Genomic DNA, 25,470 nt, shown 5'->3' with positions numbered 1-25,470 from the left:
TAATGTGCTCCCTCTGCTTGTATAACAATAACAGTTCAAATACAAAAGGCAGCAGACAAAACATTGCCTCCTGCCCAAATCGCATACAAAAACAAATCCCAAATCATGAATCTGTTTTGGAATCTGCCTTTTATAATATCATAAATACTCTATCAGGCTCCGCACAATGTTTTGTTATATACAATTGTTCGGAGCTGTTGTCAATACAGAATTTCCCATATAACTTCATTGTGCCCACCCTTTCTGTTCATCCTTTTACCTCATTATAAACAGTCAGGGTTATACTGTCAATATTCTGTCGCACGGGATATGAATCCTCCAAAAGATGATTGACATTTATCTACTACTAATGTAAAATAAAATCAGGTACTACAATTGTAGAAAAACTCTGTAACCTGACCGGAATATAATGATTCGGTATCTGCAGACAGTACAGGAGGTGATAAGATGAAAAAGCGTATTCAGAAACTGCCTGATTCGGAGCTGGATGTGATGCTTGCTTTGTGGAACGGTCATCCGGATATGACCCGGCTGGAGGTGGAGGCTTTTGTAAACCAGAAAAAAGAACTGGCACCCACCACGATCCTGTCCATGCTCACCCGGCTTGAAAGTAAGAAGTTTGTCTCTGTAAAAAGGGAAGGGAAGACAAATCTCTACAGCGCGGTTGTGACGCAGAGCGAATACCAGCAGCAGGAAGGGAAAAGCGTGCTGGAAAAATTGTATGGAAATTCGCTGAAGAACTTTGTGGCGTCTCTTTATCAGGGAAAACAGATTCACGAGGAAGATATACAGGAACTGGAGGAGTTCCTGAAGGAACTGGAGCGGAAGGGGGAATAGTCTATGGCAGAGTTTATGCTGCACATAATTAAAGTGAATGTTTTGTCAGCTTTCATCATTTTTATTGTGCTGGCAGTATCAAGACTGCTGGATAGGAAATATTCCTCCAGGTGGAAATATCTTATCTGGCTGTTTGTTTCCGTATTTCTTCTCATTCCGGTCAGGTTTCCATCTCCTGCCGCAGGACTGAATATAGAAGTACCAAAACAAATTGTCCGGGCAGAAGCAAGCAGGAGTACGAATACGTCCGGCGCGGAGAATCTGCAGTCTCCTGCAGACACCGCGAAAAGCAGCAGTGATCTGCAGAAGGATACGGACAAAAATGCAGACCTGCAGGGCAGCACGGGACAGGAGAATATAACTATGGATACCGTGGCATGGATCATGGCAATTATCTGGGGAGCGGGTATTTGCACAGCAGCGGTATATAAAGTGTTTGTTTTGAGAGCAGGAAGACAGTACCTGCGCCGCTGGAGGATTCCTTTTACGAACCGTGAGAGGATCGCTGAATATGATAAACTGTGTAAAGAAATGCATCTGAAAAAAGCACCGAAGCTTGTGGCAAACAGCAGGCTTTCCGGGCCGCTTTTGGCAGGGATCAGGAATACCTTTCTCTATCTCCCTGTACGGGAGTATTCAAAAGAGGAATGTGAAATGATCTTCCGGCATGAGCTATGCCACTACCGCAGCCGGGATCTGTGGTATAAACTGCTCATGATATGCATAACAACGGTTTATTGGTTCAATCCGGCAGTTTACTTTATGAAAAAAGAGGCGGAGCGTGATATAGAGTTTATATGTGATGAGAAAGTCATGAAAGGCAGGAACCGTGAGGATAAGCTTCGGTATAACCAATTGCTTCTGAAGACAGCAGCACTGGGCAGACCTTCCTATGAGCTGTCCACCAGTCTGAATGACGGCCTTCTCACATTCAAAAAAAGGATGGTAAATATTATGAAGGCAGGAAAAATGAAACGGGGAATCCTTCCTGTTATCTGCTTTACCATCATTTTAGTTACATCGAATGTATTTACCGGCTGTTCCTTAAAAGACTCCGGTGAAAAAAAGAAAGATGCGGATACGGAAGCCACCACTGACAGCGGCGTTGACAGGGATGAAGATACACCCGCCGGCAATGAGGAAAAAGACAAAAAAGAGAAGGTGGTCAAGGGAACTAGTACGGTCAATCCCGTCACAGATACAAAGGAAAAGGCAGATACGCCTGTCGAACCCGAACAGGAAGAAGGGCCCACTGAAACACCGGCGGCAGATCCGGCTTCCACAAAGGAGGAACGCACGGAACTGAGCGGATTTATGAATCGGGATTCTCTGCCTTCCATGGCACAGAATCTGGGACTTCATCAAACACAGGCTATGCTGTTTGGTGAATCAGGTCAGCGGTATGAAGGAGACGGCATTCAGGTTGAGTGGCATTCTGATACAGAAGGAATCGGAGGCCGCACCCCCATTACGATCGAATGCGATAATAACAGCAGTGTCAGTATGGAGGGATTTTACTGCGGGCAGCCCTACAAGGAAGCGGAAGCCGGACTTCTGCAGAGCGGTTACCGAAATATGGGTGATAGTAATCCGGACCACAAAGAGTACATATCTGATTCGGAAAATATAATCATAGGTTTTGATATAGCAGGGGATACCATAAGCTCGTGGTTCTGGCTGAACTGGCCGCAGGGCGACTTCGCGCCTGTCACGACCCAATACATGCCTGCTGACGGAGATTACAGAAATTCCAACGACGGAGAATATTCCACCATAAAAATCACTGGAATCAATGACTACAGTTTTTATTTTTCCATTTACAGATATACAGAAGGGGAAGGGAATCAGCAGATCTTCATGGACAATATAGCAGTCTTTGAGGAGACAGATTCCGCAACTGCAGTATTCCGCGGGCAGCAGTACACGCTGACCTTTGACTGTTCTCAAAACGGACTTATCGTTCTGTCTGGATTTGATGACGCCACTGCATTGGGCAATACCTTCTGGACGTTCTGAGTCCGGCATATCAACAAAAATTATTAAAATCGGAGAGTGAAAATGCAGCATAAAAAAAGGCCCCGGCCGTTATGGAAAAAAATACTTCTCAGTCTGTTGACTGCAGTGCTGCTCATGGTCCTATGCTTTTTTGTCTATGTTTCTGATTATTACCATGCGAAGGCGTATCAGGCAGAGGCAGTATCTGCCGATTCAGAAGATTACATTGTATACGGAGATAAAAACAGCAGCACAGGTTTTATCTTTTATCCCGGCGGACTGGTGGAGGCCGAAAGCTATGCGCCGCTGCTTGACAAAATTGCGCAGAAAGACGTCTGCTGTGTTCTGGTAAAGATGCCTTTTCATCTGGCAGTTTTTGATTCCGGCGCAGCAGACAGGGTGATCCGGGATTTTCCGGATATGGAACGCTGGTATATTGGCGGACATTCTCTGGGCGGTGCCATGGCTTCCTCCTATGCACAGAAGCATGAGGATTCTTTAAAAGGGCTGGTTCTGCTGGCTGCTTATCCCACAGATACCCTGTCCGCCCTGCCGGTCCTGTCCATCTACGGCAGCATGGACGGAGTTCTGAACCGGGAGAAGTACAAGGACTCCATCAAAGACGCGGAAATCTGCAGTGAGATCATAATTCAGGGAGCTAACCACGCAGGTTTCGGTAATTACGGGGAGCAGAAAAAAGATAACACGGCAGAGATTTCAAGGGAGGAACAGTGGGATACAACTGCTTCTTATATTCTGGAATTTTTTGAAGCATCGGATGCACCATGACAAAGAGTCCGGCCTGCCTGACTCTCCGCCAAAGCGCAGCCGCCTGCGGCCGTTTCCCTCTTAAAAAGCAGAGGCATTTGCATAAAAATGCCCTGCTTTTTTTGTCTCTGTTTTCCATGTGCGTCGTAACCGGATTCTTTTTACTATTGGAAATCGCCATACAATAGGGTATAATAAGAACGTAGTCGTAACTGTTCAGTCAGGTCTGCGCATTTACTGCGCTGACCGTGCAAAAGAGTAGTGGCGGCAGGTATTCGCCCCATCGCGAAGCGATTTTTAATGGGCGAATACCCGTAACTATTCAGCTGGCTGAATAGTTACCGTATATCAATGAAAAACCAACAAGGATTTATATCCTGCAGATAGAAACGGAGATACTATGAAAATATCTACAAATGTAAAGTTAAGCGCCCAGTGTATGAGCTGTCTGATCACACGCCAGATGGAAAATCTTAAGGACACAGCTTCAGAGGAGATCAAATCCGCTTACATGAGGGAGGTGTTTCAGATCATCGGCGCAGCCGGACCGGAGGATACTGCACCGGTTCTCATAGCAAAAATCAATGTGCTCCATGAGAAATATTTCGGACATGCCTACAGTTTTGAACAGTTGAAAAAAGAGTACAACCAAATGATGCTGGAGGCAGAGGAAAGAATACGCAGCCGGATCATTCAGGCAGAAGACCCTGTGTACCATGCAATTTTGTATGCCAGGGTGGGAAATTACATTGATTTTGGAGCCATGGGAAGTGTCAGCGATGAAAAACTGCGGGAACTGATAGCAAAAGCCGAGGAGGAGACCCTGGACCCTGTTGAATACAGCCGCTTCACAGAGCAGATGAAAACTGCAGAAAACCTGGTATATCTCACAGATAACTGTGGTGAGATTGTTCTTGACAAGCTTCTGATCGAACAGCTCATGAAGAAGTATCCGCAGATACATATCACGGTCATCGTGCGGGGAGAACCGGTCATCAATGATGCCACCATAGAGGATGCCGAAATGACCGGGCTTGCGGATCTTGTGCCTGTCATGGGCAACGGCACGAAAATAGCGGGCACAAGCCTGAAGGATATTTCGGATGAGGCCCGAGATTTGATTCGTCATGCAGACGTGATCCTTTCTAAAGGCCAGGGTAATTTTGAGACTCTGAATAACAGCGGGCTGAATATTTACTATATGTTTCTCTGCAAATGTTCCTGGTTCGTAAACAGATTCGGTCTGGAGCAGTATAAAGGTGTGTTTGTCAATGACAGAAGCCTTGGGAGGGATGGGTCATGAGAGAAGAATTGAGAAAACGCTGTGAATTGTTTGTTGAAAACAGGGATATTATAAAATCTGCATTTGCCTGGGAGAGCGCCTATGTCTATCCCATGTGTTCCGGAATCCTGACGGCAAGAGGTGTCCGTGCGGATACACAGCGCCTGATGGAGTGCCGCGATATTTTAAAGACCAATACCGGAGTATTCTCCAATTTCAGAGGTGTTTCCAGGCTGGCTGTCATTGCCATGCTTTCTCTTAATGCAGATGCCGGGCTTATGATGGCGCAGATGCTGGAACTATACGGGAAGTTAAAAGAATTTTTCTGGGGCTCCGAATATCTGACTGTGGCAGCAGCCACTATTGCGGAGATGGCAGAGCCTTCCGGATATGATGAGATCATAAACAAAACAAGCAGTATTTACAACCGCATGAAAACTGCCCATCCCTTCCTCACTTCCGGGGAGGACAGTGCATTTGCCGCTCTTCTTGCCATGTCCGAGCTGGATGACTCCTGTATCGAAAGGGAGATGGAGCAGTGCTATTCCATATTGAAACCCTACTTTTTCTCCGGGAATTCGGTGCAGTCTCTGAGTCATATTCTGGCACTTGGTGAGGGGGCCGCGGAACAGAAATGCAGAAAAGCCCTGGAAATCTTTGACGCACTGAAAGCGCGGGGACTGAAATACGGTACAGGCTATGAACTGGCAACGCTGGGTGTTCTGACCCTTCTGGATGTGGACAGGAATTTACTGATACAGGATATCACAGATGCGGAAGCCTTCCTGAAAGGGCAGAAAGGCTTCGGGGCCTTCGGTGTAGGCTCCAGGCAGAGGCTTATGTATGCCGGTATGATGGCATCCTGTGACTATGTTCCTGACCTGCATTCCATGCAGACTGCGGCATTAAACGGTGTGGTGGCACTGGTCATTGCCCAGCAGGCTGCTATCTGCGCGTCTGCGGCAGCAGCAAGTGCAGCCGCGGCGGCGTCCTCTTCAGGCTCCTGATCATGTTATATGACAGGGATATCCGGGAGCCGCTGTTCGATTTTCTGGAAGAGCGGTACGGAAAGATCAGAATCATAGAAGAGAAACAGATGGGAAAGTCCCGTGCGGATATCGTGATGGTTCTGCCGGACGCCGTTGCCGGCATTGAGATAAAAAGTGACGCGGACACGTATGTCAGGCTGCAGAGACAGGTAAGAGATTATAACCGTTATTATGATACCAACCTTGTGGTGGTCGGTTCCACGCACGCGCGCCATATAAAGGACCATGTGCCTGCCTGGTGGGGGATTCTCACGGCTGAGAAGCTGGGCGGTACTATGGATTTTTATACTCTGCGTGAGCCGGGACCTAATCCGAAAGTGGATATGAAAAGAAAACTCGGCCTGTTATGGCGCCCTGAACTGGCCCATATACAGGAGCTGAACCAAATGCCGAAATACAGGGAAAAAAGCAAGGCATTTGTAATAGACAAAATACTGCTTAAGGTTCCGCAGGAGATTCTGACGCTGCAGATCAGCGAGGAATTGTTCCAGCGGGACTATACCACCATAGAGGAGAAAATAACGGAGTACAGAAAACAGAAAAAGCATAACTTATAGGGGAGAGATACAATTACAAAGCTGAAAGGAGCAAGGGGTTACATGACAAGATACGAGAAAATGAGTCAGCTTTTCAATGAGGATTACCGGGTAATTGATTTTCTGCCCAGAAGGGTTCCCGATGAAGCCGGAACCTTATTTGAAGAAGCAGAACAGTATTATATGCAGGACAAACAGCTTCAGATCTTCTGTGACAAGGTGATCGCCATAGTGCTGAAGCTGTTGTGCTACTATCCTTTTGAAATGTATGTGCAGGAGCATATTCCGCTCATCCGTACAAGAGAGGGCTGGCTGAAGGATAAACACTGCGATACCATAGTAAAGCTCATTAAAAAGACCATTCTGAAAAGAAGGGGACAGATTGATATTCTCCTGACCAGGGAAAATTCCATGATAAGCATCAGCGGCGGAACCCTGAGTATCGCCGTCTACAATGAAAGTGAGTCTCTGCGGGAGATGCTGCAGTCCATGGTGCGTACGGAAGGCCTCTATGACTGGAAATTCAGAGCCTGACAGCACTGTGAACAGAAAAAACATAAGAGAAAGCGAGGAAGACACAGAGCGATATGTTGAAGTCGTACATAGCTTTTGACATTGAAACCACCGGTCTAAGTCCAGAAGAAAATGAGATCATAGAGATAGGCGCCTTAAAGGTGCGTGACGGAAAGGTACAGGAGCGCTTTATGGAATTTATAAAGCCCAGACTGCCGATTCCGGCCAATATCACCGGCATTACCGGCATCACCAATGACATGGTGGAAGACGCAAGAGGCCGGGAGCAGGTGATTCCTGATTTCCTGCAGTTTTGCGGACAGGATATCCTGATCGGGCACAATGTGCTCTTTGATTACAGTTTTGTCAAACGGAGCGCAGAATCTCTCGGGTATACCTTTGAAAGGGATGGCATTGACACGCTGAAGATTGCCAGAACGGTCCACAGGGATCTGCCCTCCAAAAGTCTGGGAGAACTGTGTGAGCATTACCGGATCAATAATGCGGCGGCCCACAGAGCTTATCATGACGCGCTGGCTACTGCCAAACTGTATCAGACGATGGCACATTATTTTGAAGAGAAGGAACCGCAGGTCTTTCAGCCGTGCCCTCTGGTCTGCACCGCAAAGAAATGCCCGCCTGCCACGAAAAAGCAGCTGGATTTTCTCATGCGTCTGGTAAAACAGAAGGGTGTAAAGCCGGCGTTTGACCCGGAGACTCTGACCAGAAATGAGGCGTCCAGGCTGATTGACAGCATTTTGTCCGGTCAGGCCATTTGATTCCCGCACAAGGAGTGAGTATGGAAAACAGAGAAGAACGAATCACATTAAAACCCGATAACCATGATATGCGTCTGAAGTATTACGAACTGATTCTGGAGAGCAGAGGTCTTGCTGAGCTTCCCTGTTATCCTCTGCCTGAGGGGTACCGTTATGTGTATTACCGGGAGGGGGATAAAAAGGATTGGATCGCCATAGAGACCTCCGCCAGAGAATTTATCCTTCCTGAAGAGGGAGAGTCTGCCTGGAAGAGATATTATGCCGGAAAGGAAAAAGAACTGGAGAACCGAATGTTTTTTGTGGAGACCACTGACGGAGAAAAGGTTGCCACAGCCACAGCCTTCTATGAGCCACGTGACCTTTCCGGTGCCGGATGGCTGCACTGGGTTGCGGTAAAAAGGGAATACCAGGGGAAGGGCATTGCAAAGGCCCTGATCTCCCATACCCTGCACCGCTTAAAAGAACTGGGGTATCCCTCCATCAAAATACCCACACAGACAAATACCTGGGTTGCTGCCAGGCTCTATCTGGATTTTGGATTTCGGCCTGTTCCCCAAAATGCGGTGGACAGCCAAATAGGGTACGGAATCCTGAAAACCCTGACGAATCATCCGGCGCTTGCAGGCTTTGAGCCGGTGCCGTATGAAGAGATCTGGGATTCCCGTATGGTTCAGATCGAGAAAAGGCTGAGAGAACAATATTCCGGTCTGGTACATTTCAGGGTCTTGGAGGAGAATGGACAGGATAGGATTCTGTACTGTACGGAATCCGGGGCCGGAGAATGGGACGGTGCACTTTAGATACATGGCAGAAGGGCCGGAGGCATGTACTGCATTGATGCAGACAGCCGCCGGCCCTTTTGTCATATCAGCTTGTTGTATAGGCAAGAAAAATCTGGTGGATGGCTTTGTGAAGATACGGCAGGTATTTGTCCATGGTTACGGGCTGTTCAAATAAAATACAGTTGTAACAGGTGGACCCCACCAGTTCGATAAAAGTAAAAAGCATAAGCTCAGGTTCCTCACAGGTCACTGCGCTTTTTTTCATCATTTCCAGATAGTATTCATAAAATTTCTGTGATTCCTCCGGCACGGTTCTTTCAAAGGCATTTTTGAAGATTCCCCAGGAGAGATTCTTTGCAATGAACTGAAGAAGGGCATGTTCCTTCTGAAACCGTTCAATGATATAGTCCATCATCCACATCATCTGATCTTCAAAGCCTGAAACTTCCCTGGTGGCCAGGGCCTTATGGGCATCTGCGAATAACTGCCCGGCTTTGTAGGCGATCAGCTTATCCCTCAAATCATATTTGTCTTTAAAATACAGATAGAATGTTCCTTTTGCCAGACCGGCCTGGTTTACAATATCAGAGATCGTTGTTTTGGCAAAACCCTTTTTCGTAAACAGATCAAATGCTGTCTGGAAAAGTGCATTCTTTTTCTGCTTTTTGTTTATCTCCAGTTTTCCCATGGCTCTCTCACCTTTCATATGCGGCAACTGTCCACTACCCTGGCAGTTACGTCTTTTATCACACCTGAATTTCGATTTTAGTTTTATTATCCTATAGAAATGACTAAAAGTCAATATCTAAAAAATGACCAAAATTCATTTTGTTATTTCGTAGATTCTTGTGACTTTTAAATATTGACTATTGGTCATTTTCATATATAATGAAGGTTGAAATGAAAACGAGAAATAAACAGAATAGGGGATGATTTCTTTGGTCAAAACGGGTAAGTGGATAGCCAGACACCGGGTTCTCATATTGCTGCTGGGAATCCTTCTGCTGGTTCCATCCGTAATAGGTATGGCTAAAACAAGAATTAACTACGATTTGCTCAGTTATCTGCCGGAACACCTGGAAACCGTAAAGGGGCAGGATATTCTGGTGGATGAGTATGGAATGGGCGCATTTTCCATGGTTGTTGTGGAAAATATGGACCTGAAGGATGCGCAGAAGCTGGAGGATAAGTTCAGTGAGATACCGCATGTTAAAGATGTGCTCTGGTATGATGATGTGGCAGATATCAGTCTTCCGGTGGAGATGATTCCAAAAGACCTGCGGGAAGCCTTCTTCCGGGGAGATGCCACCATGATGCTGGCGCTTTTTGACAACACCACATCCTCCGATGAGGCTATGGAAGCTGTGACGCAGATGAGAAAAGCGGCAGATGAGCAGTGCTTTATCAGCGGTATGACAGGAATCGTCACAGACATTAAGAACATATCCCTGCAGGAGCTGCCCATCTATGTGGTCATTGCCACATGTCTGGCATTTCTGGTCCTGGAGCTTTCCACGGAATCCTTCCTGGTTCCGGTGCTTTTCCTGCTCAGCATCGGCTGCGCTATCTTATACAATATGGGAACCAACATATTCCTGGGGGAGATTTCATACATTACCAAGGCACTGACCGCTGTGCTGCAGCTTGGCGTTACCATGGATTATTCCATTTTCCTTCTGAACAGTTATGAGGAAAATAAACTTCGTTTTCCGGGAGACAAAAACAGGGCTATGGGGCATGCGATTTCCAATACCTTCAAATCCATTGTGGGCAGCTCAGTTACCACCATTGCCGGATTTGCAGCTCTTTGCTGCATGACCTTTACCCTGGGCAGGGACCTGGGCATTGTCATGGCAAAGGGTGTTGTGATCGGTGTGGTATGCTGTGTCACCCTGCTTCCGTCCATGGTCCTTATCTTTGACAAGGCCATTGAGAAGACAAGACACAGACCGCTCATACGAAATGTGGAGAAACCTTCCCGGTTCATTACAAAGCATTATAAATTGTGGCTGGTCGTTTTTCTGGTTCTGCTTTTCCCGGCCATCTACGGAAACAACCATACAAAGGTCTATTACAATATCGCCCAGTCTCTGCCGGCATCCCTTCCGGGCAATGTGGCAAATGAGAAGCTGCAGGAAGATTTTGATATGAGTACCATGCATATGATCCTTATGAACAAGGACATGGACAGCAAAGACAAACGCGACATGATGGAGGCGGTTGACCGGGTGGACGGCATCAAATGGACCATCGGCATGAACTCCCTGTTCGGCCCGTCCATTCCTGATTCCATGATACCTAAGGATATCAAAAAGATGCTGCAGAGTGACAAGTACGAGCTGGCTTTTGTCTGCTCCGAATATGAGTCAGCCACACCTACGGTCAATAAGCAGATTGCGGCTATCGATAAGATCGTAAAATCCTATGACAGCTCCGCTATGGTGATCGGTGAGGCGCCGCTGATGAAGGATCTGCAGGATGTAACGGATGTGGACCTGCGCAATGTAAATATTATCTCCATTGCTGCCATTTTCATTATCATCATGCTGGTATTTAAGTCCCTGTCCCTCCCTGTTATTCTGGTGGCGGTGATAGAGTTTGCCATAGCTGTGAATATGGCAGTGCCCTTCTATCAGGGAACCAGCCTTCCCTTTGTGGCAAGTATTGTCATAGGTACCATTCAATTGGGTGCCACTGTGGATTATGCCATATTGATGACCAGCCGGTACCAGAAGGAACGCCAGAGAGGACACAGCAAGAAGGAGGCCATATCCATTGCCCATAAGGCCAGCATGCTCTCCATTGTCACCAGCGGATGCAGTTTCTTCGCCGCTACGTTCGGTGTTGCCTGCTACTCCAAGGTGGATATGATCGGTTCTATCTGTACACTGCTTTCAAGAGGCGCTCTTATCAGTATGGCAGTAGTTATCATGGTCCTTCCGGCCATGTTTATGATATTTGACAAAGTGATTTGTAAGACATCCATAGGATTTCTGGGAAAGAAGACAAAAAAACAGTGCTCATCAGGAAAGGAAGTATTGGAATGAACAGGAACAGAAAGCTGAAGAATAAGATGATGACAGGACTTGCCGTGAGCATGGCTGCTGTTATGGGTGCCATGCCGGTCTACGCAGCAGGGGAAAATGAGAAAGAAGTATCCAAGGAAGAAACCGTCTATGTAAACGCGGATGCCGCAGGGAAAGAAAAGAACGTGACCGTGTCTAACTGGCTGAAAAATGCAGGCACAAAGAAGACATTAAAGGACCGGACGGATCTGAAAGACATAAAAAACGTAAAGGGCGATGAGACTTATACCGAAAGCGGAAATTCTGTCACATGGAATACCGAAGGGCAGGATATCTATTATCAGGGCAAAACAGGAAAGGACCTTCCCGTAACCGTGAACTTCACGTATTACCTGGACGGAAAGAAAATGAACCCGGAGGATCTGGCCGGCAAAAGCGGCCACCTGCAGATCAGGATCAAATACGAAAACCATGCAAAGCAGACCGTAAAGGTGGACGGAAAAGAAGAGACACTCTATAGTCCCTTTGTGATGCTGACAGGTCTGATCCTGCCTGAGGAGACGTTTTCAAATGTTGTGATCGATAACGGCAAGGTGATTTCAGACGGCAACCGAAACATTGTACTCGGCATTGCCACGCCCGGCCTGAAAGAAAGCCTGGGCCTTGACAAAAAACTGAACAAAGACAGTGACAGCGAAGGCATAAATCTGCCGGAGAACCTGGAAGTGTCCGCGGATGTAAAGAATTTCTCCATGGATCCCACCTTTACCATAGCGCTGACAGATGTTATGAAGGAACTGAAAACCGATGACATCACAGATATGGATAAACTAAAGGATGCCTTAAATGATCTGGAGGACGCCGCACTGAAACTGGTAGACGGTTCCGCAGAGCTTTCCAAAGGGGCCGGCACGCTGGATAACAAATACAAAGAATTTGATGATGGTGTCAACACCCTGAAAAGCGGAATCGAAACACTGGACAGCGGTGCCGCACAGCTTGCTGACGGAATCGGCAGTTATACCGACGGCGTAGACCAGTTGGATGACGGGATCCAGACTTACCTGGGAAGCAACGGTGTCCTGACCGGCAAGGTCACAGAGTATGTAAATGGTGTCAGCACAGTGGTGAATGGCGTTAAGCAGTATGCAGACGGCGCAGTAAAGCTTGCAGACGGCACAGCGGCCTATATCGGCGGAGAAAAGCAGCTTGCAGCCGGAGCAGAGGGACTCAGACCCCTTGTATCGGGCCTGACGGAGATCAAGGGTGCCATTGAACAACTGAACAGTGTTCTGGACGGAAAAGGAAGCACCAAGGATGACATCCGCCTTGCTGCGGATACACTTGCTGCAGGAACACAGCAGTTAAAGGATACTCTGGATACTGAAGAGATCAATGACATGATGGCATTGATAGACCAGATGACAGGCACCGGACAGGAGCTGATCGGGGAGGCAGAGGGCCTTTCCTCTGTTATGCAGGAAAAGATTGCCAAACCGGTGGGTGAAATGATGGCGGCAGGCGAAAACCTCAAGGCAGGTCTCGGCTCTCTGCAGTCTTATCTGACCACAATCCAGACAGAGGCGGCAAAAGCCGTTGCCCAGGCAGAACAGATGATAACGGATTCTGTAAACGGCAGTATTGATGAGAAGAACGCTCAGCTTCAGTCTTCAGCACAAAACGCAGCCCAAAATGCGGAGGATGCCGCCAACGCCCAGCTCCAGGCAGCAAGAGACGCTTTGGACGCGCAGATCGCCGCATCAGATGATGAGGCAGTTAAAAGTGCTCTGGAAGCAGCAAAAGGCCAGCTCGGCAATGTATCCGTGTCCGCAGAAAATGTAGAGGAACTGCAGCATATCCAGACGCCTGCAGTGGAGGTGAACCTTCCTGCGTTTGATCCCTCCGGAATTATCGGGGCCATGGAACAGATGGCAGGCTCTTATCAGTCAGTCGAATCCACAGTAAATGAACTCTGCGGCACCGAACTGCCGTCGATCCAGAAGAAGCTGGAAGGCATCACAGCCGTAAAGGACCAGATTCCCACAGCTTCCATGCAGACATTAAAGGAGAGTGTATCTGCTCTCAACACAGGCATGCAGCAGTTAAAAGGAGGCATCGGCCAGCTCTCAGGCAGTGTGAATCTTCTGGATCAGAAGACCTCCGTACTTCCCGAGGCAGGCAAAGGGATTCAGGCGCTTCTGGACGGTTTCCAGAACCTGGGAGGCGCGAACCGGCAGCTTTTGGACGGCGCAGCCGAGCTGAAAGAAAAGGCTCCCATACTGGTACAGGGTGTGGGAACATTACAGGGCGGCACCTCAGAGCTCAGCCAGGGCCTTGACGCGTTAAGCACAGAGCTTTCTTCCGGAGCCTCCACGCTTTCCGCAAACAGCGGCACACTGCGGGAAGGAGCTTCCGTTCTTACCTCAGGAACCGGCGAACTGCTGACCGGCAGCAACACCCTGCAGGATGCCAGCGGCCAGGTGCAGGACGGCATCTCCCAGCTCAAAGACGGCGCCAAAACCTTGAAGGACGGCATGAAGGAATTCGACGAAAAAGGCACAAAAAAGATGAAGGACACCATAGAAGATGAATTGGGCGATGTCCTGGACCGATTAAAAGCCCTCAATTCTGAAAACTGCACTTATGATACCTTCAGCGGAAAAGCAGACAACATGAACAGCAACGTGAAATTTATCATTGAAACAGACGCGATCGAGACAGAAGAATAAGATAAATCTTTGATCAGGCGGTACAGCACATTGTGGCTGTACCGTTTTTTTGATTCTGTCATCTGCAAATAGAGTATACAACTATATTGACAGTATACAACTACTGCGATATAATACAGAAAAACCAGGAGGTATAAAAAATGCGTAGTGACAGAATCAAAAAAGGAGTGGAGGCCGCGCCGCAGAGGGCACTGCTCTATGCACTTGGACTGACAGATTATGAGATGGAGAAGCCGCTGATCGGAATTGTAAGTTCACAAAACGAGATTGTGCCGGGGCATATGAATCTGGATAAGATAGTTGCAGCGGTTAAGCAGGGTGTCTCTGAGGCAGGCGGCGTTCCTGTTGTATTTCCGGCGATCGCAGTGTGCGATGGAATTGCCATGGGACATGAGGGAATGAAGTATTCCCTTGTGACAAGAGAGCTGATCGCAGATTCCACAGAAGCCATGGCTATGGCTCATCCCTTTGACGGCCTTGTCATGGTGCCGAACTGTGACAAGAATGTTCCCGGCCTTCTCATGGCAGCCGCGCGCCTGAACATTCCCTCCATTTTTGTGAGCGGAGGGCCTATGCTCGCCGGCATTTCCAAAAAAGAGCGCATCAGCTATTCCACCGTGTCCGAGGCGGTCAGTTCCTTTAAGGCAAACCGCATAGACGGGGAAACGCTCTGTACTTATGAGAAGAAAGCATGTCCCACCTGCGGCTCCTGTTCCGGCATGTTTACTGCCAACAGTATGAACTGCCTGACAGAGGTGCTGGGGATGGCCCTTCCCGGAAATGGAACCATCCCGGCTGTCTACAGCGCCAGGCTGCGTCTTGCAAAAGAGACCGGGCGGCGTATCCTGGAACTTGTCAAAGAGGATGTGAAGCCCCGGGATCTTATGGTCAGGGAGGCATTTGAAAATGCCCTGACCATAGATATGGCCCTTGGCTGCAGTACCAACAGCATGCTTCATCTTCCGGCCATTGCCCATGAGTGTGAGATAGAGATTGACCTGGATCTGGCAAATGAAATTTCAAAGAAAACACCGAATCTGTGCCGCCTTTCTCCCGCAGGAAACCACTATATAGAGGAACTGGAAGAAGCAGGCGGCATCCCTGCCGTGATGCATGAAATCAGTAAGCGAAACCTCCTGCATACAGAGCTGCTTACCTGTACAGGGAAAACCGTAGAAGAAAATATAAGCGGACATGAGATAAGAGACACCTCCATCATCCGTCCAATCAGCCGGCCCTACAGCGCCGGGGGCGGTATCGCTGTGCTGAAAGGCAGCCTCGCCCCGGAGGGCTGTGTGGTCAAAAAATCTGCCGTGGACGAGAAAATGATGCGGCACACAGGCAGGGCCCGCGTCTTTGACGGAGAGGAAGAGGCCCTGTCTGCCATCTATGCAGAAAAGATCCACGCAGGCGATGTAGTCGTCATCCGCTATGAAGGTCCAAAAGGCGGCCCCGGAATGCGGGAAATGCTCAATCCGACTTCAGCCATTATGGGAAGCGGCCTCGGTGACAAGGTGGCGCTGATTACTGACGGACGGTTTTCCGGGGCAACCAGAGGAGCCGCCATCGGTCATGTGTCCCCGGAGGCGGCAGACGGGGGGAATATCGGGCTGGTGGAGGATGGAGATCTGATTGAAATTGATATTTTAGACTGCCGGATCAATATTCTCATCTCCGACGAGGAACTGGCGGCCAGAAGGGTCGATTGGAAACCAAAAGAAAAAGCGCTTAAAGGATATCTGAGAAGATATGCCAAAAGTGTTTCCTCCGGCAGCAGAGGGGCGGTCCTGGACTGAGGCCCTGCCGTACACCATAGAAATGCCGCATTGCCATAATGCGGCATTTCCTGTATAATAAAAGACATATTGCAGAGGAAAGAAAAGAGAAAGAAGAGGATTTACCAATGATATCACACGAAAAAATAGAAGAGTTCATCTGTCAGTATCCGGTTTATCAATATGCCTTCTTCAGTCCGGAGGAAATTGATTTTTCCTACCGCGTCAGATGGATCTGCGAAAAAGAGTGCGATCGTTTCCAGTCCACCTGGGCCTGTCCGCCGGCTGTGGGAAGTGTGGAAGAGTGCAGGCACCGCTGTCTTGCCTACAAAGAATGCTTTCTGTTCTCCACCATAGCGGAGGTCTCCGATGTCATCAATTTTGAGGAGATGCTGTCCACCCGCAGGGAACATGAAAACATAACAGCCGCCATCGAACAGTTCATAAAGTCCCAGGGAACCGGGTGTATGGCTCTCTCCACAGAATCCTGTGACATCTGTGAAACCTGCACGTATCCGGATGCCCCCTGCCGTTTCCCGGAGAAAATGCATCCCTGTGTGGAGAGCCACGGCATCATCGTCAGTGAACTGGCTGAAAAATATAATCTGGATTTTACCCTGTCTCCAAACCAGATTCTCTGGTTCGGCATTCTTTTTATCGAATAGATTGCAAGGTATCAAAGATCAGGAGGGCGGAACCGTCCCATACCGGGAACTCCCGCCCCCTTTTGTCATCAATTCTCCACTTTTCGCATACTCATAATAGTAAGACATCACCCCGGAGCACCCCCATGCGCAAAAAATCCACCCCCATCACCGGCCGCATCGCCGACTCCCTTCAAATCCCCAAAGACCTGGCATACCGGGAAGCCATCTTCACCATGACCGGCTCCAGGGAGCTTTTTATAGAAAATTACAAATGCATCCGCCAGTATGAGGACACCTGCATTATTCTCCTCACCAAACACGATGCTATAAAAATAGAGGGAACCCACCTCACCATTGACTACTACACCAACGAAGAGATGAAGATCACAGGAAGCATCTGTCGTGTTTCCTTTCTATAAGAAAATGGGAGGTAACAAAGTTGAAGGCTTGGAATTATTACTGCAAAGGCTATGTCCGCATCCGTCTGCAAAGCGGCGGCCCGGAACGTTTCCTGAATATGTGTGCCCACCATAATATCCCTGTCTGGGATCTGCAGAACCGGGAAGGGTTCTACGAAATGAATGTGAGTATCTCCGGGTTTTACCAGATGAAACCCATATGCCGAAAGACCGGTTCCCGTGTGAAAATCATAAAAAAATACGGACTGCCCTTCTTTTTTTACCGGAACAAAAAAAGAAAGGCATTTTTTATCGGCATTCTGGCAGGATTTTTTCTGCTCATGGTATTGTCCCAGCACATCTGGAACATTCATGTGGAGGGAAACCGCCACAACAGCACGCAGACCATACTCAATTATCTGGATGAGATCCAAATCCATCACGGTATCTTAAAAAAAGATGTGGACTGCTCCTACATAGCGGAACAGATGCGCAGGGAATTTCCTGACATCACCTGGGTATCCGCAAAAATATCCGGCACCCGGCTCATATTGGAAGTAAAAGAAAATGCCACGGCAAACAAGATAATAAAACAGACCGAGGAAAATCCCAGCAGCATAATTGCCGGAAAATCAGGAACCATTGTCTCCATGATCACCAGAAAAGGCACGCCCTGCAAAAAAGTGGGAGAGACCTGCGAAAAAGGCGAGACTCTGGTGTCCGGCAGGGTGGATATTATGAACGACAGCAAGGAAGTGGTGGGGTATGAATACACAGAATCCGATGCTGACATCTATATTCAGTCCCAGATGCAGTATTACCATGAATTCGACATACATTTTCAGAAGAATGTCTATACCGGGGAAGCCAAGAAAGGCCCGGTCCTGCAGTTAGGTGATTACTTTATCAATCTGAAAGGGAAGAATCATTTTGACCAGTTTGATACCGTAACCAAGCTGCATCAGGTCCGGTTGACAGAGAACTTCCGCCTTCCCATTTTCTACGGAAGCAGCACAGATTACGAGAGTGTCACAAAGCCCTTCAAATACACAAAGGAAGGCGCTGAGAAAAAAGCGCAGGAACAGCTTGAACTTCTGCTTGATACCCTGCGCGAAAAAGAAGTACAGGTAAAAGAGAACCATGTAAAAATACAGGTGCTTAACAATGTCTGCGTGGCAAAAGGCCAGTTGACAATCATAGAAAAATCCACGGAAAAACAGCCGGTGGAGATTCTGGAACAGCCTGCCCAAAATGCAGAAGAGGCAGAGGAAAACTAAAATTACTGCTGCCCGTGGAACGCGGGAACGGTCATGAAAGCCTGAATCAGGAAAGAAAACGCTCTGTGTGCGGCTGTGAAAAGGCTGCGTTTAGAATCCTTCCGTCCCCGACAGATGTAAAACCTGCCGGGGACAATTTTCACGCACCCTGCCTTGGGGAAAATGTATTGACAGAACCGTGGAAGAGAACATATACTTGTGTTGGATTCTACTAACGTTTTTACTTACAGGAGGGGAATATATGTTAAAGCAAATATCCATATTCGCAGAAAATAAGAAAGGGATGCTGCAGTCTGTCACCGGTATCCTGGCACGGGAAAATATTAATATTATGGGATCTGTCACAAACGACAGTGCCGAATACGGCATCATCCGAATGGTGGTCTCTGATCCGCAGCGGGCGCTGGAGGCCCTTTCCAAAGAAGGTTTTATCTGCCGCGACACGGATGTTCTGGGCGTGGAGCTGGATGACAATCCCGGTGCCCTGGACAGGCTTTTGGTCTCTCTTTTGGACAGCAATATCAATGTGGACTATCTATACCTTTCCTTCAACCGCAGTTCGGGAATGCCTATCATGATCCTCCATGTGGACTGCATCAATGAGGTGAAAAACTGCCTGCAGGCCAAAGGACACTGTGTCCTGTAAGTGTTTAAAGGATTACAGATGCCTCTGCTATTCCCAGATCAATAAGCTTCTTGACTGAAAATTCAACATCAGAACTTAAAACAGTCTCCAGCTCTGCCGCAAACCCTTCCATATCTTCCTTGTTAAGGCGATCCAGCAGGGAAGTGAGGCGGGGGAGATAGTATCTGTTTAAGGTTTCACGATTTCCCCGCATATTTCGGATAGGGTATCCCCACATAAGCTGATAAAAGAGTGAGGTATAGACGTTCCTGACCGCGTGATAGGGGGCCAGATGTATTGCATGTGTATCACAGCATTTTTACTGCTTACCGCGGCAATTATTATATGGATCATATTGAGTCTGAAAGAGAGCTCGAAAGAAAATGAAAGGCTGGAAATCAGTGCAAACCGTGACCCTCTCACCGGTATTAAAAACCGAAACTGCTTTCGTTCCGATGCAGAGATGCTTGCAGCCGGAAGTTACCGGACATTTGCCTGTGTTTATATGGATGCAAACGGGCTTCACGAGATCAACAATCATATGGAGCATGCAGCAGGAGATCAAATGCTGAAGGATTTGGCAGAGGTGCTCCGGCAGGTGTTTGGTCCGGAATATGTATACCGCATTGGCGGTGATGAATTCGTAGCCTTTTGCCTGAATCAGGATAAGCCGGAAGTTTTCCGCAGGATGAACGGAAAAGAACGTCAGTTACGTGTTCTAAACAAGGAGTTAGAACAGATACTTTTGGAGAAACAGGATGCGGATACATTCCTGTCTGTTTGGGCACCTGGTTTTAACGGAGTATATTTTGTCAATTTAAGCGGCGATGCCATCCGTCATTTATTTATCCCTTCCTATTTTCAGGAGCTGCTTGAGGAGACAAAGGATAAATTCAGCGAAGCCCTGCGCCTTAATGCCAACCGTATTGAAAAGCTGAATATCGGCTGCAGTTTGAAAACTTCTGCGACTACGGGTATCTGGAGACTCTTTTGAACCGGGATAGGAAAGGGAGAAGCGCATTTCGGATAAATTCACGCAACGCATAAGCCGGCATAATGTATAATGAGCTGATTTAAGTGCGCACCAGGCGCACAGAGGAAATAAAAATGACAAATACATGCCAGCTGAGCAATAACACTATAGATTATGTGAAACGTTACCGGTGCATCCTAGATACAATGATCGAGAACATGACATCTGTCTGCCTTACCGACAGTATTTCCGCAAACTTTATCAAACAGATGATCCCGCACCACCGGGCAGCCATCGAAATGTCGGAAAATCTGCTGCGCTTTACGACATGCATACCGCTTCAGAACATTGCCCAGAATATCATATGCTCCCAGAAAGAAAGTATCTGCAGTATGGAGGCCATCTGCTCCGAATGCAGCCGCCGGAGAAATACACCCCGGGCGTTGAATTACTACCAGCGCAGCAATGAGTGCATCCTTCGGAATATGTTCAGGGAAATGCACACGGCCTGCACCGACAACTGCATTGACGCAAATTTCATGCGTGAAATGATTCCCCACCACAGGGGTGCTGTCCTTATGTCCCAAAATGCACTTAAGTTTTGTATCTGTCCGGAATTAAAACCGATTTTGGAGTCGATCATTGATTCCCAGGAAAAGGGTGTTCAGGAGATGCAGCAGCTTCTAGGGGAGATCACGCAAAAATAAGTTCAGGGGGCACCGTAAGACAGTGTCCCCACCTTTTATCGCCTGCGCCCCGAAAATATCCTGCCGATTGCATATCAAATATGTTACAATGAATTAAGACACAGACAAATTCCACGATAACGATAAGAGACATTGAGGGAGGCAGGCGTATGGAATTAAGGGTACTTCGTTATTTTCTGACAGCAGTCAATGAGGGAAATATCACCAGAGCCGCAGATATTCTGCATGTGACGCAGCCTACACTCAGCAGGCAGCTCATCGAACTTGAAAATGAATTGGGCGCTACCTTGCTCATCAGGGGAAAACGCTCCCTGACTCTGACAGATGACGGAATGCTGTTCAAACAACAGGCAGAGGAGATTGTAGAACTGGCGGATAAGGCAGAACAGACCTTTACAGGGAAAAATGAAGCCATCAGCGGAGTGATTTCACTTGGCGCATCAGAGGCATTGGGAGGCCGTGTCCTGGCAAGATATATGAAGCAGTTTCTGAAAAAATATCCGGATGTCAGATTCGATTTATATAACGAGATGGCTGACAATATCAAAGACAAACTGGAAAAAGGGCTGTTGGATCTGGGCCTGTTGCTGGAACCGGTTGATACCAAAAAATATGAATTTCTCCGCCTGTCACAGAAAGAGAGCTGGGGCATACTGCTTCGCAAAGATCATCCACTGGCAAAAAAAGACAAGATTTATGTGCAGGATCTAAGAGAATATCCCTTAATTCTGCCAAAAAGGGAAAATGCAAGAAATGAAGTGCTGAACTGGCTGCAGTGTGAAGAAAGCCATCTGAACATCCCTGTAAATTATAATCTGCTTTCTAATGTGGCACTTCTGGTGGAAGCAGGTATCGGCTGTGCGGTATGTCTGGACGGCGCACTGTCTGTTCATTGCAGTCCGGATATTTGTTTTTGCCCGGTCTATCCGGAACATACAACGCGGAGCGTCCTGCTTTGGAAAAAGAATCACCTGTTCCAGCCGGCGGCATCCTTGTTTATTCAAATGCTGCACACTCATAAATGGGGCGAGTAACAATAAATACGATTTTTTTTAAATACAGAGGGTGTTCCTCAAGTCTTCCTGGCTTTGGGGACACCCTCATTTTATGCCCGGAATCATACGCTCAGCGTATGATAAACGATAAAATGTAAGCATTGGACGAAAAGCGGACTGTGAATTTATAATAGACCTATAGCTAAAGGAGGTATTGGAAGATGACTGAGTTTGAAAAGAAACAGTCCGGCAAAATATACGATGCCCGTGACTCTGAACTTCGTTCGCTGCAGTATAGGGCTAAAGATCTGATGCGGGAGTATAATAGGATTCCTGCGGCAAACGAAAATGAAAAAAAACGGGTCTTAGACATGCTTGTGGGAGCGGCCGGAAAAAATGTCCGTGTGAACCAGCCATTTTATGTGGATTACGGAAGCAATATTTTCATCGGGGACAACAGCTTTATCAATTTGAACTGCACGTTGCTGGATACAGGGAAAATCACCATAGGAAAAAACACTTTGATCGGACCGGATGTAAAAATCTATACGGCTGTACATGCAAAAGAAACAAGCGAACGGTTCTGGGAAGAAGATGACGGTGCCGTATATGTGAAAACATGGACACAGCCTGTCCGCATAGGGGATGGGGTATGGATCGGCGGAGGCGCGATCCTGCTGCCGGGAGTTACCATCGGAGATCATGCAGTGATCGGAGCCGGAAGTGTGGTAACAGAGTCCATACCGGCCGGGGCAGTAGCCTGTGGGAATCCATGTAAGGTAAAAAAGAGGAGGGAGGCAGATATCTGATGATAACCGGACGGCGGCGCCGAGCTGCTGGAAAAGATATCCAAATGGCTGAAAAAACTTGATATATGTGCCGGGAAAGGAAGGGAAAATAATTATGAAGTATATAACATTAGGTGATTCGGATTTGAAAATATCACGCATCTGTATGGGATGCATGGGATTTGGAGATGCAAAGAGGGGACAGCATTCATGGACATTGGATGAAGAGCATTCCAGAGAGATCATAAAAAGGGGCCTGGAGCTGGGGGTGAATTTTTACGATACAGCCATCGCCTATCAGAGCGGAACCAGTGAACAATATGTAGGAAAAGCACTGCGGGATTATGCCAAAAGGGATGAGTTGGTAATCGCCACAAAATTCCTCCCCCGGACAGAGGAAGAAATAAAGGCTGGAATTACCGGACAACAGCATGTTGAGCGTATGATAAATCAGAGCCTTAAAAATCTGGGCATGGATCATGTGGATCTTTATATTTACCACATGTGGGATTTTAAGACCCCACTTTATGAGATCATGGAGGGGCTGAACCGTGTGGTAAAAGCCGGAAAAGCCAGATATATCGGTATTTCCAATTGCTTCGCCTGGCAGCTTGCCAAAGCAAACGCATTAGCGGAGCGGGAAGGATTCGCAAAGTTTGTCTCTGTACAGGGACATTATAATCTTATCTTCCGGGAAGAGGAACGGGAAATGGTTCCTTATTGCCGGGAAGAAAATATTGCATTGACACCGTACAGTGCGCTGGCTGGCGGACGCCTTTCCAAACAGGCGGGGGAGACATCAAAGCGCCTGCAGGAAGATGACTATGCAAGGCTTAAATATGACGGGACAAAGGAACAGGACGAAGTTATCATAAGCAGGGTAGCAGAGCTGGCACAAAAAAGGGGTGTGTCTATGACAGAAATCTCATTGGCCTGGCTTCTGTCCAAAGTAACGGCTCCGGTGGTGGGCGCCACAAAATTTCAACATATCGAGGGAGCTGCACATGCTGTGGACATACAACTGACAGAAGAAGAAATGAAGTATCTTGAGAAGACGTACGTTCCCCATAAACTGGCCGGCGTTATGGCCCAGAACCAGGCGAATATGCAGAAGAAACCAGTGTGGTCCACAGGAGATCAGAGAATATAAATCCACAATCAGAGAGGAGAAAAGAAATATGCCGCATATTGCAATCACAATGATTCCGGGCAGAACTGCAGAAGAAAAAAAGAAATTAGCGGAGAGGGTACATGAGTTCATTACTGCAGAGCTTCAGATTGATGGTAAGTATGTATCGGTTTCAGTGGAAGATATTTTGAAAGAAAACTGGAATCAGTCTATGGAAAAGTTAACGGATGATATCATGTATGTAAAGCCCGGTGTGTAGAACGAAACAGGATTGCCATCAGGAGAAATCTGCATGCCCTCGGAGAAAATGGAGAGATTCTAACTGAATGTTGACACAATGTCAGGACAATGCTATAACTATTATAGTGACACGGTGTCAGAAAATTAGATGAACAACTTGAGAGGGGGAGCAGGAAATGCCAAAAGGATCGCCGGAGCGGACTTCCGCCAGAAAGGAAGAAATTGTAAAGGCCTGTGAACAGCTATACCAGACCATGAGTTTTCGGGAAATCAACTTAAAAGAGATTGGAAAAGTGACATCCTTTACCAGAACGTCAATCTATAATTATTTTCAGACGAAAGAGGAGATTTTTCTGGAGTTACTGAAACGGGAATATGAATTATGGATTGATGAACTTCAGCAGATCATAGAAGGGAATGAGACACTTTCAAAGAAAGATTTTGCAGGCCAGATAGCAAAAAGCCTGGAGCATCGGGAGCAGCTCTTAAAAATCATGTCCATGAATATGTATGACATGGAAGAAAACAGCCGCCTGGAAAATCTGGTGGATTTTAAGAAGGCTTACGGAAAATCTATGAGAACAATGTTAAGATGCATGAGCAAGTTTTTCCCGGATATGGAACTAAAAGAGCAGCAGGATTTTATTTACGAATTTTTCCCTTTTATCTATGGCATTTATCCGTACACAAGAGTGACGGAAAAACAAAAGGAGGCCATGGAACAGGCTGGGGTCAACTATGTATATCAATCCATTTATGAGATCACCTTTCAGTGCCTGATGCAGCTGCTTCCGGATAAGAAATAAAAACACATATAAACTGAGTGAAAAATTTAATTACAAGCAAGGAGGATAACAATGTCAGAAAAAATCGTACAGACTGCAGGAAGAGATCAATTAGGAGAATTTGCTCCGTCATTTGCACATTTCAATGATGACATCTTATTTGGTGAGGAATGGAACAGCCAGTCCATTGATCTGAAAACAAGATGCATGATTACTGTGGTAGCATTGGTGTCATCAGGGATCACCGATTCCTCTCTGATCTATCATTTGCAGAATGCAAAAGCACATGGAGTGACAAAGGAAGAAATCGCAGATGTTCTCACCCACATTGCCTTTTATGTAGGATGGCCAAAAGGATGGGCGGCATTTAAGCTGGCGAAAGAAGTATGGAATGAGACGGAAAAGGAAGAGACGGAGAAGGACAAGTTCCAGAATACCATCTTTTTCCCTGTAGGAATGCCAAATGATGGGTTTGCACAGTACTTTACCGGACAGAGTTATCTGGCCCCGGTTTCTTCCGAACAGGTAGGCATTTACAATGTGACGTTTGAGCCGGGATGCCGTAATAACTGGCATATCCATCAGGCGGACAAAGGCGGAGGGCAGATCCTCATCTGTGTAGGCGGACGAGGCTATTATCAGGAATGGGGGAAAGAACCTGTTGAGATGAAGCCGGGTGATTGTATCAATATTCCTGTAGGAGTGAAGCATTGGCACGGTGCGGCGCCGGACAGCTGGTTTGCCCATCTGGCCATAGAAGTGCCTGCAGAAAACGGATCAAATGAATGGCTGGAAGCGGTTAATGATGAACAGTATGGAAAATTGAGATGATTTG

The 25,470-nt window shown here is 47.3% G+C and carries 26 protein-coding genes; 24 read left to right on the top strand and 2 right to left on the bottom strand.

What is annotated here, in order from left to right; genetic code table 11:
- The first annotated feature begins 447 nt into the window (after positions 1-447).
- The 9 genes from LC508_RS05350 (at position 448) to LC508_RS05310 (ending at position 8,559) form a co-directional block, all read left to right on the top strand.
- Positions 448-837, top strand: coding sequence for a BlaI/MecI/CopY family transcriptional regulator (locus tag LC508_RS05350; RefSeq protein WP_033140284.1), 390 nt, complete (start codon positions 448-450; stop codon positions 835-837).
- 3 nt (positions 838-840) lie between these two features.
- Positions 841-2,853, top strand: coding sequence for a M56 family metallopeptidase (locus tag LC508_RS05345; protein ID WP_118594159.1), 2,013 nt, complete (start codon positions 841-843; stop codon positions 2,851-2,853).
- A 42-nt stretch (positions 2,854-2,895) separates the two neighbouring features.
- Positions 2,896-3,621 (top strand): alpha/beta fold hydrolase, encoded by a 726-nt coding sequence (locus LC508_RS05340; protein WP_103733272.1) that lies wholly within the window; start codon positions 2,896-2,898, stop codon positions 3,619-3,621.
- A 379-nt stretch (positions 3,622-4,000) separates the two neighbouring features.
- Positions 4,001-4,903 (top strand): damage-control phosphatase ARMT1 family protein, encoded by a 903-nt coding sequence (locus tag LC508_RS05335; RefSeq protein ID WP_225305326.1) that lies wholly within the window; start codon positions 4,001-4,003, stop codon positions 4,901-4,903.
- Positions 4,900-5,889: a DUF4003 family protein gene (locus LC508_RS05330; protein ID WP_054353630.1), complete on the top strand. Its 990-nt coding sequence runs from the start codon at positions 4,900-4,902 to the stop codon at positions 5,887-5,889. Before LC508_RS05335 ends, LC508_RS05330 begins: the two co-directional genes overlap by 4 nt.
- Positions 5,890-5,891: 2 nt before the next feature.
- Positions 5,892-6,488, top strand: coding sequence for a sce7726 family protein (locus tag LC508_RS05325; protein WP_054353631.1), 597 nt, complete (start codon positions 5,892-5,894; stop codon positions 6,486-6,488).
- 42 nt (positions 6,489-6,530) lie between these two features.
- Positions 6,531-7,001 (top strand): hypothetical protein, encoded by a 471-nt coding sequence (locus LC508_RS05320; RefSeq protein WP_054353632.1) that lies wholly within the window; start codon positions 6,531-6,533, stop codon positions 6,999-7,001.
- A gap of 53 nt (positions 7,002-7,054) precedes the next feature.
- On the top strand, positions 7,055-7,759 hold the full coding sequence (locus LC508_RS05315; protein ID WP_033143404.1) for a 3'-5' exonuclease: 705 nt from the start codon (positions 7,055-7,057) through the stop codon (positions 7,757-7,759).
- Between the two features lie 20 nt (positions 7,760-7,779).
- On the top strand, positions 7,780-8,559 hold the full coding sequence (locus tag LC508_RS05310) for a GNAT family N-acetyltransferase (protein WP_103732625.1): 780 nt from the start codon (positions 7,780-7,782) through the stop codon (positions 8,557-8,559).
- A gap of 67 nt (positions 8,560-8,626) precedes the next feature.
- Here the strand turns inward: LC508_RS05310 and LC508_RS05305 are convergent, their stop codons facing one another.
- The gene (locus LC508_RS05305) at positions 8,627-9,229 is read right to left on the bottom strand and encodes a TetR/AcrR family transcriptional regulator (protein ID WP_033143403.1); all 603 of its coding nucleotides are present in this window, start codon (positions 9,227-9,229) and stop codon (positions 8,627-8,629) included.
- Positions 9,230-9,470: 241 nt separating this feature from the next.
- Here LC508_RS05305 and LC508_RS05300 point away from each other — a divergent pair, with 241 nt between their 5' ends.
- The 7 genes from LC508_RS05300 to LC508_RS05270 all read left to right on the top strand — a co-directional run bounded on the left by LC508_RS05300 (position 9,471) and on the right by LC508_RS05270 (position 19,039).
- On the top strand, positions 9,471-11,588 hold the full coding sequence (locus LC508_RS05300) for an efflux RND transporter permease subunit (protein WP_186971210.1): 2,118 nt from the start codon (positions 9,471-9,473) through the stop codon (positions 11,586-11,588).
- Positions 11,585-14,296 carry a hypothetical protein gene (locus tag LC508_RS05295; RefSeq protein WP_103732940.1) on the top strand — a complete coding sequence of 904 codons (2,712 nt, stop codon included), beginning with the start codon at positions 11,585-11,587 and terminating at the stop codon, positions 14,294-14,296. The genes LC508_RS05300 and LC508_RS05295 overlap by 4 nt, the downstream gene beginning before the upstream one ends.
- A gap of 140 nt (positions 14,297-14,436) precedes the next feature.
- Positions 14,437-16,092: a dihydroxy-acid dehydratase gene (gene ilvD, locus LC508_RS05290; protein ID WP_103732941.1), complete on the top strand. Its 1,656-nt coding sequence runs from the start codon at positions 14,437-14,439 to the stop codon at positions 16,090-16,092.
- A 107-nt stretch (positions 16,093-16,199) separates the two neighbouring features.
- A complete protein-coding gene (locus LC508_RS05285) occupies positions 16,200-16,736 on the top strand; it encodes a DUF2284 domain-containing protein (RefSeq protein ID WP_033143408.1) in 537 nt (178 codons plus the stop codon).
- Positions 16,737-16,861: 125 nt separating this feature from the next.
- The gene (locus LC508_RS05280; protein WP_033143400.1) at positions 16,862-17,137 is read left to right on the top strand and encodes a YabP/YqfC family sporulation protein; all 276 of its coding nucleotides are present in this window, start codon (positions 16,862-16,864) and stop codon (positions 17,135-17,137) included.
- A gap of 20 nt (positions 17,138-17,157) precedes the next feature.
- On the top strand, positions 17,158-18,393 hold the full coding sequence (locus LC508_RS05275; RefSeq protein ID WP_103732343.1) for a sporulation protein YqfD: 1,236 nt from the start codon (positions 17,158-17,160) through the stop codon (positions 18,391-18,393).
- 241 nt (positions 18,394-18,634) lie between these two features.
- Entirely contained in the window at positions 18,635-19,039 is a 405-nt protein-coding gene (locus LC508_RS05270) for an ACT domain-containing protein (RefSeq protein WP_033139802.1), read from the top strand.
- A gap of 4 nt (positions 19,040-19,043) precedes the next feature.
- Here the strand turns inward: LC508_RS05270 and LC508_RS05265 are convergent, their stop codons facing one another.
- Positions 19,044-19,232, bottom strand: coding sequence for a hypothetical protein (locus LC508_RS05265; protein WP_054353637.1), 189 nt, complete (start codon positions 19,230-19,232; stop codon positions 19,044-19,046).
- Between the two features lie 78 nt (positions 19,233-19,310).
- Here LC508_RS05265 and LC508_RS05260 point away from each other — a divergent pair, with 78 nt between their 5' ends.
- The 8 genes from LC508_RS05260 to LC508_RS05225 all read left to right on the top strand — a co-directional run bounded on the left by LC508_RS05260 (position 19,311) and on the right by LC508_RS05225 (position 25,466).
- Positions 19,311-20,012 carry a GGDEF domain-containing protein gene (locus tag LC508_RS05260; protein ID WP_081960138.1) on the top strand — a complete coding sequence of 234 codons (702 nt, stop codon included), beginning with the start codon at positions 19,311-19,313 and terminating at the stop codon, positions 20,010-20,012.
- A 113-nt stretch (positions 20,013-20,125) separates the two neighbouring features.
- A complete protein-coding gene (locus LC508_RS05255; RefSeq protein ID WP_033139799.1) occupies positions 20,126-20,698 on the top strand; it encodes a DUF305 domain-containing protein in 573 nt (190 codons plus the stop codon).
- A 149-nt stretch (positions 20,699-20,847) separates the two neighbouring features.
- A complete protein-coding gene (locus LC508_RS05250) occupies positions 20,848-21,732 on the top strand; it encodes a LysR family transcriptional regulator (protein WP_054353639.1) in 885 nt (294 codons plus the stop codon).
- A 182-nt stretch (positions 21,733-21,914) separates the two neighbouring features.
- The gene (locus tag LC508_RS05245) at positions 21,915-22,502 is read left to right on the top strand and encodes a sugar O-acetyltransferase (protein WP_103732344.1); all 588 of its coding nucleotides are present in this window, start codon (positions 21,915-21,917) and stop codon (positions 22,500-22,502) included.
- 94 nt (positions 22,503-22,596) lie between these two features.
- Positions 22,597-23,631, top strand: a complete 1,035-nt coding sequence (locus LC508_RS05240; RefSeq protein WP_103732345.1) for an aldo/keto reductase — start codon at positions 22,597-22,599, stop codon at positions 23,629-23,631.
- Positions 23,632-23,659: 28 nt separating this feature from the next.
- Entirely contained in the window at positions 23,660-23,869 is a 210-nt protein-coding gene (locus LC508_RS05235) for a tautomerase family protein (RefSeq protein ID WP_033139795.1), read from the top strand.
- 157 nt (positions 23,870-24,026) lie between these two features.
- A complete protein-coding gene (locus LC508_RS05230; protein ID WP_033139794.1) occupies positions 24,027-24,656 on the top strand; it encodes a TetR family transcriptional regulator in 630 nt (209 codons plus the stop codon).
- A gap of 51 nt (positions 24,657-24,707) precedes the next feature.
- Positions 24,708-25,466 carry a carboxymuconolactone decarboxylase family protein gene (locus LC508_RS05225; protein ID WP_103732346.1) on the top strand — a complete coding sequence of 253 codons (759 nt, stop codon included), beginning with the start codon at positions 24,708-24,710 and terminating at the stop codon, positions 25,464-25,466.
- Positions 25,467-25,470: the final 4 nt, after the last annotated feature.

This window comes from Blautia parvula (assembly GCF_020215665.1).
Lineage (GTDB): Bacteria > Bacillota > Clostridia > Lachnospirales > Lachnospiraceae > Blautia > Blautia celeris.
This window is presented reverse-complemented; position numbering and strand designations above follow the sequence as displayed.